This window comes from Cytobacillus sp. FSL W8-0315, assembly GCF_038002905.1.
In the GTDB taxonomy this organism is placed as follows: domain Bacteria; phylum Bacillota; class Bacilli; order Bacillales; family Cytobacillaceae; genus Cytobacillus; species Cytobacillus pseudoceanisediminis.
Genome location: NZ_JBBOOC010000001.1, coordinates 1,034,963 through 1,047,243 on the forward strand (window position 1 = coordinate 1,034,963; position 12,281 = coordinate 1,047,243).

Sequence of the window (12,281 nt, forward strand, 5' to 3'; positions counted from 1 at the left end):
AGCCGGAGTGTAATTACTTCGGCTTTCAATCCTCTTTTTAAAAATTAGCATCTGAAAGGAGCAGCAATTCATGAAATTGCCTATTAAAGTATTATCAACAGTAGCCTTATCAGCAGCATTAGCCATCTCTACAGCCGTTCCGGCAGGTTTGGTTTCAGCAAATGAATCACCAGCTGCAGATTTTACACTTTCCTTAATGCATACCAATGATTCACACGCCAATATGGACAGCGCCGCTAAAAAAGTGACGGCTGTAAAGGAAGCAAGAGAAGCAAATCCGGACGCCTTGCTTGTTGATGCAGGAGATGTTTTTTCCGGAACATTGTATTTTAATAAATTCCTTGGACAAGCTGACCTGGAATTCATGAATCTGATGGGCTATGATATTATGACTTTCGGAAATCATGAGTTCGACTTGGGTTCAAGCGCAGAAGGGCACAAAGCACTGGCGGACTTTGTAAAAGGTGCACAATTCCCATTTGTCAGTTCGAACGTAGATTTTTCTAAGGATGCAAACCTGCAGGGATTATTCAGTGATGTGATATCAAGCGAACCTGCTAATGGAAAAATATATAATGGCATCATCAAAGAAGTTAATGGAGAAAAAGTAGGGTTTTTTGGTTTGACTACAGCTGAGACGGCGAGTATTTCCAGTCCTGGTGATGTTACATTCAAGGACTATATCGAAGAAGCAGAAAAAGCAGTAAAAGCATTTGAGGGTATGGGAATCAATAAAATTGTGGCTGTAACTCATATTGGTTATGATGATAATCCGAATGTGGATAATGATTTAACTTTGGCTGCACAGGTAGATGGGATTGATGTGATTGTGGGAGGACACAGCCATACGCAATTAAATGAGCCAGTGGTTGTGGCAGCTGATGAAACAGGAGCAGCAAAGGACCCTACTGTCATTGTTCAAGCCGGCCAGTACAATAATTATCTCGGAACACTGGATGTACAATTTGATGAGGCCGGAACAGTAGTTGGGCAAGCTGGAGAGCTTGTTAAAATATCGGATAAAGCAGACGATCCTGAAGCTGCAGTGCTTCTTGAAAAATACTCCTCACAAATACAGGAATTAAAGAACACTGAAATTGGCGCAGAAACCGTGACTGCACTCGAGAATCCGCGGACAAGCGGAGACAGCACAGGGCCAAGTGTACGGAAAAATGAAACAGCGCTAGGCAACCTAATTACAGACGGCATGCTTGCAAAAGCCAAGCAGTATAACAGCAATGTCACCATGGCTCTTCAAAATGGAGGCGGTATTCGTGCAGGGATTGACGCAGGACCAATCACTGTTGGAGAAGTGATAACTGTTCTCCCATTTGGCAACACATTAGCAACTATGGAGCTGACGGGAGCTGAACTGAAGGAGGCTTTTGAAATCAGTATGGGTCAGTATCCGGCAGAAAACGGCGGCTTCCTGCATGTGTCCGGTGCAAAAGTAGAATTTGACTCCACAAAGCCTGCCGGTGAGCGAATCGTTTCGATCGCTTATAAAAATGATCAGGGCACATACACAGAAATCCAGGATAAGCAAACATACACAATCGCTACCAATGCTTTCACAGCCAAAGGCGGAGATGGTTATACAGTTTTCGCAAAAGCATACCAGGAGGGACGGGTAACAGATCTTGGACTTTCCGATTGGGAAAACTTTGCCGAACACCTATCCAGCCTGGGTACTATCACACCAGCAGTGGAGGGCAGAATTGTAGATGTTGACAGTCTGCCGCCAGTAACAGAGCTGGATTTTGAAAAGAAATATAATTTTACTGATGATAAAAAGAAGAAGCTAGTAGTGAACAAGGTTTCTTTTATTAATGTAGAAGAATCCGCAGAAATCAAAAACGGCATCTGGCTCAAAAACTCTGCTGTATTGCAGGGCAAAGGACTTAAGAACGTGAGTGTCCGTGTAACACCAAAGAAAGAGCCGATCATCGTAGACTTTAGCGGTGCAGAAGTGAAAGAAGTCATTGTTGAGAAAAGCGATTTAGTAGAGCTTAGAGGGGCAGAAAACGTTAAAAAGATTAGTTATCGTAAGTAATAGAAAATTAGTATCGAAGATGAAACTGCACACCGTAGATAGTGTGCAGCTTTCTTTTAATGGCTCAAATGCTTCCTCCCTTTTGCTGCTCTTTTTGATATGATGGATTTAATATATTAAATGGTAATAATTTTGGAGGAGCAGGTATGGCTGGTATAAAATCAATAAACCTCGATGGGGAAGAAATCTATGTGTTTAACAGTGCCATCTATATTTTTGAATCGTCTGAAGGAAGTACGCTGGAAGTGGATCTGATTGTGAGCGAGGTTACTCTAAGAAAATATCAAGACAGGGAAAGCCTGATCACGGAAATTGAATTGGAAGATGGGCGATCACTAAGTTCATTTATGTTTCTAAAATCTGTACCGGGCAAGCTGCCAAGGTTAAGCTTATTTTGCGAACTTGATCCGGAGGAGTCATACGAAGGTGTTTTAAGAATAAATGAGGAACATCTGGACTTTCCGGATATTGAGGAGGGCATGACGTTAGAAGAAATCCGAAGAGTGGAAATGCCGAATGAAAAAATCACACTTAAATTAAACCTGCCGATTAACCAGGTGGAATGGCTGAAGGGGCAGAAAAATAAGGAATTGAATCAGTTTTTTAAAGAGCTGTTAAAGGGATATATGGAGAGGTAACAGAAGATTTAATAAGAAGAAAGAACAAAACCGAGCTGGCGGCTTAGCTCGGCTTTGTTCTTTTTGGCAATGGGACAAGGTGCCTATCCCAATGTCCCTGTTAATTAATCGTCCCGCGATCTACTTGTTCATAGAGAATTCCCATATTACTCTTCACCTTTTTGGATACCTCGCACAAAGCATCAATCGCTTCAGCTTTATGGTTTCCTAATTGATAAACCACATCATCAAATAGCATTTCCATCTCTCTTAAAATGGCGATGGATGCCAGGTTATAGAGGTGGACGTTAAAGTATCCGCTGTTGTCAAAAATGGCGGTTTCCACATAAGGTCTGAAATTATTTAATAGAGTTGGATATTCCACAATTAAACGCCCTAGCCCCTTACGTACACCTTCAATGGTAGCTGCCAATTCATCCAATGGCTCCAGAGCGTTTGCGATGCTGTTTCTAATTTTATCATCAAAATCTGAAAATAAGCTGATAAGCTTTCCAGGGATGGTATAGCTTAAAGCAAAATTGGCTGCCCCTTTGATACTGCTAGAAAGGATCTCCAGTGTGCTTTCGACGGCGAAAGTTAGAAGCTGTCCCTTCTCCAGAAGAGGGAAGAGCAGTGCCTGAGTCGATGCAGTAAATGCAGTGTAGGCAGTATCCATCTGAAATTCCTTTATTTTCATTCTCAATTCCATATAAGGGGAGTCTTCTAGTTTGTAAGTATTGGTTCCCTGTACCGAGATCGAATCGGAATGAGTAGACTTGCTCTTAATGGATTGCCCAAGAGATTGATCCCGCATTTGAAAGTTGGCTGCAACATCCTGTACTTGCTTTTGGAATTCGCTGATATGAGAGAGAAGCTTATCTCTGTTACCGTTGACAATACCGTAATGGGCGTTTAATTCACCTACTATTGCATCATACCAGGCATCCTTTCCGCCTCTAAATAGTTCAGGAATTTTGTCTGAGACAATGTTAATAATGCCTCTTGAGATGTTCTGAATATTAGACCTCAATTCATACAGCTGATTGCGAAGTTCTGCAAACAAGCTTTCTACACTGACATTCGTCCGGAAAATATGCTCAAGAAGCTCTGCCGGAGGAGAGTTTAGTATATAATTCAATGATTTGCTGTGGCTTTCCGCAATATTTAATAATGAAATCAAATGGTCGATTTCCGCCGTCAATCGGTTGCTTATAGCTGTGATGCCAAGAAACAGCGGCTCACTGATTATGTTTTCAAACAAATCCTCGAACGTATTTTGCAGCCGGTTAAGTCGCTCGTAAAACCGATTTCCTTCATCCTCTACAATGGCAACCGAATTGCCCAGGTACTCGTGAGCAAGGTTCAGTCTTTCCGTAACATGGCTTTGCAGAGAAGAAGCAAGTATATCCAGATTCTCTTTATTGATTTCAATGCGTTCTGAGTGTCCTCCATAGAGCGGGATTCCTGTCCAGATGCTTGACACGATATGAGCGTCTGCATCAATATAAATCCTGCCATATCCCGGCTTTCCGACTTCTCCTATCACATAGAACTGGGAGCCATCTTCGTTCCGCAAATAGCCTGTATGGTTTGTAGCAAGCTTAGAGAATTCAGGAATCCCATTGAAGATTTCATACTGTTTGCCTGGAATCCGGCCATGCAGATCCAATGCAATCAAAGTTTGAGTCAGCACATCGTAGCTGCTGAAGTAATTTGTAATATTATCATAAGTTTGATTAGGATCCACCATCCCCTCAGGAAGCAGGGCAGGGTTTAAAGTAACTGCATTTACTTCTGGGTTTTCAACTGCTACTGCACCAACCAGACCCCCGCCAAGTGAATTTCCCGCGATCGATTTAACGCCGCCAACCTGGTTAAATTTTTGATTCATTTCAGTATAATAGCTTCTTGCTGCAGCCAGCTGGGCGGGAGTTAGGTCACTTAAAAGCTGTGCATCAGTCAGAATATCTTTGTTGCCATATTTTCCGCTTGCATCTGTGCCTACATAAATGATGGATATTTCCTCTGTCTCCATATTTACGACTGTCATAGCATCAAGGCCAGTAGGGTCTTCATAACGAGTATCGATAACTGTATAGTCTGTATTATTTACCTGCAGAACCGATTCAAATAGCGGATAGGTATATGCATGAAGGCCTGCCAGTTCAACTAAATCTTTATCATTGTTTGCTGCTATACCTGTATTAATATTTGGTGAACCCTTAAGAGTACCCATATATTCACCTGCTTTATTCCTTAATAATGTAATCCGGGAATCCGCGTTTTAAAGAATTATCTTTAGCACCTTCCGAACTTTGTTTATCAATGAAGTTATCATTAAGAGAGAAGCTGTATGTGCCCTTAGGTATTGAGTCCATTTCTTCCAGCTCTTTCGTGATTTGATTAAATATTTCTTCACTTGGTTCTGCCTGCTTATCAGCCATAAATAATTGTATATTGATTTTGAAGTTTTCAGGATTAAACGAGCCCTCTTCATAGGCATTCCTCAAATTTTCCGTACTTTCATCAGGATTGCTTATATAAAGGTCATAAACTGGTTTAATAGCCTCTTCTTTACTTGTTAATGCAATAAAATAATATGGAGTCATATATCCGTGTCCGCCCACATTTTGGAGGGCATCCTTTGTTTTTCCGGTTACCTGACCTTCTGCTGCAATAGTCTCAAGATAGTCGTCGAGCTGTTGGAACTCTTCATTAAAGATCATGTGATACAATCCGCCTTTAATGGCATTTTCCACCTGGAATTGGTCCGCCCATATCTTTTCTGTCATCACTTTCTTTTCTAGTTCATCAATTGGTACTACAGCATAAGTGTAGAAATGCGGCTCACCTTTGGATTCTACAAACACAGTAGCCCCATCCTTAGCACCCACCACGTTATGCACCGTTACATCGGTCTTATATTTCTCCTTAAAAAACTCAATTGCAGCTTCCTCTATTTCATCAAGACTTTCATCAGCAATTTTATCGGTTTCTTTTCCATATGGAAGTGCATAGCCTTCACCGGTATAATCCTGAACACTGATCAGTGATTCTTCAGAAGGGGCAGCCTGTGTTTCTTTTGATTTTTCACTTTCCTGATTGTTATTTGCGCTATTCATACCAGAACATCCTCCAAGCATTAATGATATGCCGACACTGCAGAGTAAAATTTTCGTTTTCTTGTGCATTAGTTAAATGTCCTCCCTAAAGGAATGTGCCATTCAAAGTATATCCCTTATTTTAGCGGATAGAGTTATATTTTTACAGTTTAAACGTGGAAAATTACACTTTTTAGGTAAAAATAGGGATAAAGTCAGGGGGTGAATAGGGAGTATTATACTAAAGATTTGCTAAATTCGGTTCTTGCTGTATAAAAATTCAACGAATCACATTTTAATAGTTAAAAGCTTACTTTGAATTTTCTAATAACATGTGTATAATACATTTAAGGTAATGAAACGGAAAATGTCCGAAATAATATTCAACAAGGGGGATCATGATGGACAGCAGCTTTTTAAAGGAAATAACTCCCCAGCTGATCAAATGGCGGCGCACTTTGCATGCTCTGCCTGAATTGGGGTTCATGGAGTACATCACTACATACAGAATCGGAAAAGAACTGGAGAAGATGGGTTTCAAGCTTTATTTAGGGAAAGACGCGCTTGACGAGAATTCCCGTATGGGGCTTCCTGCACAAGCTGATCTTGAAGCTCAAGAGAAGAAGGCGAGGGATTGGGGTGTTGAAGAGTCCTGGCTCGATCAAATGCGCGGCGGGAATACCGGGCTTGTGGCAGTCTGGGATACTAACAGAAACGGAGACCATGTTGGTTTCCGCTTTGATATTGACGCATTGCCAATAAACGAATCGACAGATCCTGCACATCGTCCAGCCAAATACGAATTTGGCTCGAAAGAAGAGAATGTGATGCACTCGTGCGGACATGACGGACATACTGCCATCGGACTTGGGGTAGCCCAGTATATTTCTTCCCATGGGGATCAACTAAAGGGCCGCTTTACCCTTTTGTTTCAGCCGGCTGAAGAAGGTGGAAGAGGGGCTCGGGCAATGACAGACAAGGGCTGGCTTGATGATGTCGATTATTTTTATTCAGGCCACATCGGCATTAAGTCCCTGCCCGTTGGAACAATTGCAGCCACAACGCCGGGATTCCTGGCTTCAACTAAATACAATGCTTATTTTAAAGGTGTTTCCTCACATGCCGGCATTAATCCGGAGCTCGGGAAAAATGCTTTATTGGCGGCGACAACGGCTGCTAACAACCTCTATGGCATTCCGCGCCATCATGATGGCGTCACCAGGGTGAATGTTGGGAAGCTTGCTGCAGGCAGCGGCCGGAACATCATCCCGGGAGACAGTTATATGGAAATAGAAGTGCGGGGTGAGACACCGGAGATTGCTCAATATATGGCTGAAAAAGCGACCCGGATTATTAAGGCGGCAGCAGATATGCATGATGTGTCCTGCACAATCGAAGCAGTCGGAGTTACGGAAGTGGTTGTCTGTGATAAAGAGCTGATACCTAAAATCACCGAATGGTGTGCATCAAGCGAGCTTGTGAAAGAAGTGCTTCCTTCAGTCCCTGTCTCCGGATCGGAAGATGTCAGCTTTATGATGAATAGGGTCCAGAAGCATGGCGGCAAAGCTACGTTTATGCTGTTTGGAACGAAGCTTGATTATCCTCACCACCATCCTCAATTTGATTTCGAGGAAGAAGCTTTATTGGTTGCGGTTGATGCTTATATTCATATCTTAAATGGCGGATCGGCCATTTAAATTAAAGGAGGAAATCATGTCGAACAACTTTGCAAAAACATTTTTAACAGAGAACAAAGAGACGTTTGAAAAAATCAGTGAGTATATCTATCATCATCCGGAAACTAGATTTGAAGAGTATGCATCAGCAGAATTTTTAGCTTCTGAGTGCGAAAAAGCAGGCTTTCAGGTGGAACGCAAATCCGGAAACATTGAAACCGCGTTTGTAGCTTCCTATGGAAGCGGAGCCCCTGTTATTGGCTTTCTCGGGGAGTTTGATGCTCTGTCCGGATTGGGGCAGGTGCCCAACAAGACTTCGTACGAGCCAACCGAGCTGAAAGTCGGTCACGGCTGCGGGCATAATCTGCTTGGGACCGGCGCTTTTGCGGCAGCCTGTGCAGCAAAAAAGTATTTAGAAGAAAACAATCTGCCTGGGACTGTAAAGTTTTTTGGCTGTCCGGGTGAAGAAGGCGGTTCCGGAAAAACCTTCATGGTCCGTGAAGGAGTATTTGATGGGGTGGACGCAGCCTTAACATGGCATCCATCTCCTGCCAACAGCATCATGAGCTTATCGAGTCTCGCAAACTATCAGGTTTATTTTCGATTTAAAGGCTTATCGTCACATGCGGCGAACTCACCTCATCTTGGACGAAGTGCCCTGGATGCGGTTGAGCTGATGAACGTGGGTGTGAATTACCTTCGCGAGCATGTCGTGCCGGAAGCCAGGATGCATTACGCCATCACCAACACAGGGGGCATCTCGCCAAATGTCGTACAAGCAGACGCTGAAGTGCTGTATCTGATCCGCGCACCAAAGGTTCAGCAGGTGGAGGAAATCTACAAGCGGGTTTGCAAAATCGCGGAGGGCGCGGCTCTGATGACAGAAACAGAGCTTACCATTGAGTTTGACAAGGCATGCTCCAATTATATTCCAAACCGCAGCCTTGAAAAAATTCTCCATCAAAGCCTTCAGGAAGCCGGCATCGAAAAACCGGACGAAGAAGAAAAGGCCTTTGCCGAAAAGCTTTGGACAACCCTATCAGAAGGTGAAAAAGAAAGCTATTTAGATATTTTAAGAGGATTTGGATATGTAGGGGACGGCAGTGAATTTGAAGGAAAGTACCTGGCAGAAACGATTTCAGCCTATGAACCTTCCAAAGAAGTTCTTGCCGGCTCTACAGATGTCTCAGATGTAAGCTGGGTCGTTCCAACCGCACAGCTGACAGCCTCAACATCAGCACTGGGCACACCGCTGCATACATGGCAGATGACCACCCAAGGCATCAGCAGCTATGCCCACAAAGGCATGCTCCGGGCAGCAGAAGCCATGGCTTTAACAGCTGTCAAACTGCTGACAGACCAGGAAGAATTAGAAGCTGTCAAACAGGAGTTCAATGAATTCAAACAAGCTAATCCTTACACATGTCCAATTCCTGAAGAGGTTAAGCCTTCTACATTAAAGTAACTTTCCATTCGGACAGGGAAAGCAGAAAAGCGGGAGAAGCAGTCTGAACCAGGCGCTCATTCGGACAGAAGAAGCGGAAAACAGGGAGAGAGAGTCCGAACTTAGCGCTCATTCGGACAGAAGAAGCAGAAAACAGGGAGAGAGAGTCCGAACCAGGCACCACTTCGGACAATAGAAGCAGAAAACAGGGAGAGTGAGTCCGAACTTAGCGCTACTTCGGACAGAAGAAGCAGAAAACAGGGAGAGAGAGTCCGAACTTAGCGCCACTTCGGACAGAAGAAGCAGAAAACAGGGAGAGAGAGTCCGAACTTAGCGTCACTTCGGACAGAAGAAGCGGAAAATAGGGAGAGTGAGTCCGAACCAGGCGCCGCTTCGGACAATAGAAGCAGAAATCGGGAACAGCAAGTCCGAACCTGGCCGCCGCAGCGGAAAGCATCGTCTACACTCAAACTTAAGAAAATACAAAAAAAACAGAAAAGCGAGGGGAGTATATGAAAACAGAAAAACAAGGACAGAAAGTGGTAACAGAAAATAAAAAAACAGGGATTGCCCAGAGATTCCTCAATGGAGTTGAGAAGGTCGGCAACAAGCTCCCGGATCCATTTATATTATTTGCCGGGCTCGCAGTGCTTGTGATTATTGTTTCAGCAATCTTTAGCGCCTTTGGGGCTACTGTTGTCCATCCCGGATCTGGAGAGGAGCTGGAAGTTAAGAACCTGGCATCTGCAGAAGGCCTGAATTTCATCCTGACATCCATGCTTGATAACTTCACCGGGTTCGCTCCGCTTGGCCTGGTTCTGTCCATGATGCTCGGGATCGGTCTTGCTGAGAAAGTCGGCATGCTGGATTATGCCATTAAGAAAACGATTTTAAAATCACCGCCTGCATTAATCACGTATACAGTTGTGTTTGTCGGTATTATGGGGAATATCGCTTCAGATGCTGCGATGGTTCTGGTGCCGCCGCTTGCTGCAATGGTTTTCTATAAAATCGGCCGTAACCCGATTGCCGGATTGGCTGCAGGATATGCATCAGCGGGTGCCGGGTTTACCGCAAACCTGCTGATTGCGGGAACGGACGCACTTTTGGCAGGGATTTCAACAGAAGCTGCCAAGATTATAGACGAGAATATTGTCGTTACGCCAATTGATAACTGGTATTTTAATATTGTTTCTGTATTTGTTTTAACCATTGTCGGCGGACTTGTTACGACGAAATTCATTGAACCGCGTCTTGGAGAATATAAAGGCGATGAGGTAAAGGAAGCTATTGCTGAAGATCCGCCTAATGCCGGCAAGGCTTTGCGGAATGCAGCCATTGCCGGGTTTGCCTATATTGCCCTTATTGTGGGAACGATCCTTATACCAAACAGCCCGTTAACCAATGAAGATGGCGGACTTGTTCCATCTCCATTCCTGGATGGCATTATTCCAATTATTCTGTTCTTCTTCATCATTATTGGTACTGTATATGGTATTACGGTTGGAAACATTAAGAGCAGTAAAGATGTTGCCAACTTTATGGCTGAATCGATGAAGGATATGGCGTCCTATATTGTCTTAATCTTCGCAATCGCCCAATTCATCGCATACTTCAGCTGGTCCAATATCGCTACATGGGTAGCGGTAAATGGGGCAGAATTCCTGAAGGACGTGGAGTTCACCGGAATCGGATTGATTATTGGCTACATCATTTTTACAGCTTCCTTGAACTTCCTGATCACTTCGGGTTCAGCAAAGTGGGCGCTTGAAGCACCTGTGTTTGTGCCAATGTTTATGCAGCTTGGCTATCACCCTGCATTCACGCAAGTGGCATACCGTGTAGCAGATTCATCTACGAATATCGTGACACCGATGATGCCATATATGGTTATCGCCCTGTCGTTTATGCAGAAGTATGATAAAAAAGCGGGAATTGGAACATTCATTTCATTAATGCTTCCGTACTCGGTTACGTTCCTGATCACGTGGATCATTATGCTTTTAGTGTTCGTCTTCTTTGGAATCCCGTTTGGTCCGGGAATCGGTCCTTATCTATAAGAATAGGATGTGGTTAAAAAGTGAGTAATCTTGAAAATCAATTAAAAGAGTGGCGGCGTGATTTTCACCGCTATCCAGAGGGAGGATTCCTGGAAATGCGGACAGCCTCCATTGTCGCATCGATCCTGGATGACCTTGGATTCCAGCTGGAAATGGGCAGGAAGGTAATGGCAGCTGATTATTTTATGGGGAAGCCGAATCAAGAGGAAACAGCCGCACATTATCGATGGGCTCTCGAAAACGGTGCGAAAAAAGAATATATCGAAGCTTTTACAGACGGCTATACAGGCATTGTCGCAACAATGGATACTAAAAAGGATGGCCCGGTGATTGCATTCCGTGTTGATATGGATGCATTGCCGATCCATGAATCAGAGGCAGACAGCCATTTTCCGCAAAAAGAAGGATTCAGGTCTGCAGTTCCAAACACCATGCATGCCTGCGGACACGATGCACATACAACCATCGGGCTTGGCCTGGCAAACTTAATTGCTGAAAATAAAGACAGCCTTAAGGGGAAAATCAAATTGATTTTTCAGCCTGCCGAGGAAGGCACCCGCGGGGCTCGTTCGATGTCCGAAGCAGGAGTTGTCGATGATGTGGATTATTTAATTGCCTCACATGTCGGTACAGGAGTTCCAGATGGACATTTTGTGGCATCAAAAAACGGATTCCTGGCTACGTCAAAACTTGATGTAACGTTTAAAGGAGTATCTTCCCATGCAGGCGGAAATCCGGAAGAGGGTAAAAACGCTTTGCTCGCCGCCGCTTCTGCTGCCCTGAATATTTACGCTATTCCGCGTCATTCAGAAGGGGCAACCCGCATCAACGTGGGTGAAATGCATGCAGGCTCAGGCCGAAATATCATCGCAGATAAAGCTGTGCTGAAGATAGAAACACGCGGGGAAACGACAAAAATTAACGAATATGTCAAAGCCCAGGCCGAAGCTGTTATCGCAGGATCAGCCCAAATGTATGGCGTAGAATACGAGATTCGTACTGTGGGCGAGGCCATTAGTGCTCAAGGTTCAAAAGAGCTGGCATCCGTCTTGCATGCCTGTGCACAAGAAGCTTCCTATATAAAGGAAAGTATTCTTGAAGATGATTCACCTGCGGGCTCAGAGGATGCAACCTTCTTCATGGAGCGTGTTCAGCAAAATGGAGGTCAGGCCACATACTGCATTTTCGGTACAGAACTGGCTGCAGGCCATCATAACGAAAAGTTTGATATTAATGAGGGCACAATGCTAAATGCCGTCCGGCTGCTGTTTGAATCTATAAAAAAATTAAACTAATAAATGGATGAGGCAGAGCAATCTGCCTCATTTTC

The 12,281-nt window shown here is 44.0% G+C and carries 8 protein-coding genes; 6 read left to right on the top strand and 2 right to left on the bottom strand.

The genetic code is table 11. The annotated features are described in order from the left end of the window. Positions 1-70: 70 nt before the first annotated feature. A complete protein-coding gene (locus tag MKY20_RS05490) occupies positions 71-2,053 on the top strand; it encodes a bifunctional metallophosphatase/5'-nucleotidase (RefSeq protein ID WP_251174277.1) in 1,983 nt (660 codons plus the stop codon). Positions 2,054-2,199: 146 nt separating this feature from the next. Beyond that, positions 2,200-2,691, top strand: coding sequence for a hypothetical protein (locus MKY20_RS05495; RefSeq protein ID WP_251174276.1), 492 nt, complete (start codon positions 2,200-2,202; stop codon positions 2,689-2,691). Positions 2,692-2,791: 100 nt separating this feature from the next. Here MKY20_RS05495 and MKY20_RS05500 read toward each other — a convergent pair whose 3' ends face one another. Both MKY20_RS05500 and MKY20_RS05505 read right to left on the bottom strand, forming a co-directional pair. After that, a complete protein-coding gene (locus MKY20_RS05500; RefSeq protein ID WP_251174275.1) occupies positions 2,792-4,906 on the bottom strand; it encodes an SA1320 family protein in 2,115 nt (704 codons plus the stop codon). A gap of 13 nt (positions 4,907-4,919) precedes the next feature. Then, positions 4,920-5,861, bottom strand: coding sequence for a DUF1672 family protein (locus MKY20_RS05505; RefSeq protein ID WP_251174274.1), 942 nt, complete (start codon positions 5,859-5,861; stop codon positions 4,920-4,922). A gap of 311 nt (positions 5,862-6,172) precedes the next feature. Here MKY20_RS05505 and MKY20_RS05510 point away from each other — a divergent pair, with 311 nt between their 5' ends. The 4 genes from MKY20_RS05510 to MKY20_RS05525 all read left to right on the top strand — a co-directional run bounded on the left by MKY20_RS05510 (position 6,173) and on the right by MKY20_RS05525 (position 12,246). Further along, positions 6,173-7,468 (top strand): amidohydrolase, encoded by a 1,296-nt coding sequence (locus MKY20_RS05510; protein ID WP_019380682.1) that lies wholly within the window; start codon positions 6,173-6,175, stop codon positions 7,466-7,468. A 16-nt stretch (positions 7,469-7,484) separates the two neighbouring features. Then, positions 7,485-8,912 carry a M20 family metallopeptidase gene (locus MKY20_RS05515; protein WP_251174273.1) on the top strand — a complete coding sequence of 476 codons (1,428 nt, stop codon included), beginning with the start codon at positions 7,485-7,487 and terminating at the stop codon, positions 8,910-8,912. A 491-nt stretch (positions 8,913-9,403) separates the two neighbouring features. Further along, a complete protein-coding gene (locus MKY20_RS05520; RefSeq protein ID WP_251174272.1) occupies positions 9,404-10,951 on the top strand; it encodes an AbgT family transporter in 1,548 nt (515 codons plus the stop codon). A gap of 20 nt (positions 10,952-10,971) precedes the next feature. After that, positions 10,972-12,246 carry a M20 family metallo-hydrolase gene (locus MKY20_RS05525; protein WP_251174271.1) on the top strand — a complete coding sequence of 425 codons (1,275 nt, stop codon included), beginning with the start codon at positions 10,972-10,974 and terminating at the stop codon, positions 12,244-12,246. Positions 12,247-12,281 lie beyond the last annotated feature (35 nt).

Coding starts and splice junctions, on each gene's coding strand:
- MKY20_RS05505 (WP_251174274.1), bottom strand. CDS start 5,861: ATGCACAAGAAAACGAAAATTTTACTCTGCAGTGTCGGCATATCATTA.
- MKY20_RS05490 (WP_251174277.1), top strand. CDS start 71: ATGAAATTGCCTATTAAAGTATTATCAACAGTAGCCTTATCAGCAGCA.
- MKY20_RS05500 (WP_251174275.1), bottom strand. CDS start 4,906: ATGGGTACTCTTAAGGGTTCACCAAATATTAATACAGGTATAGCAGCA.
- MKY20_RS05495 (WP_251174276.1), top strand. CDS start 2,200: ATGGCTGGTATAAAATCAATAAACCTCGATGGGGAAGAAATCTATGTG.
- MKY20_RS05515 (WP_251174273.1), top strand. CDS start 7,485: ATGTCGAACAACTTTGCAAAAACATTTTTAACAGAGAACAAAGAGACG.
- MKY20_RS05510 (WP_019380682.1), top strand. CDS start 6,173: ATGGACAGCAGCTTTTTAAAGGAAATAACTCCCCAGCTGATCAAATGG.
- MKY20_RS05520 (WP_251174272.1), top strand. CDS start 9,404: ATGAAAACAGAAAAACAAGGACAGAAAGTGGTAACAGAAAATAAAAAA.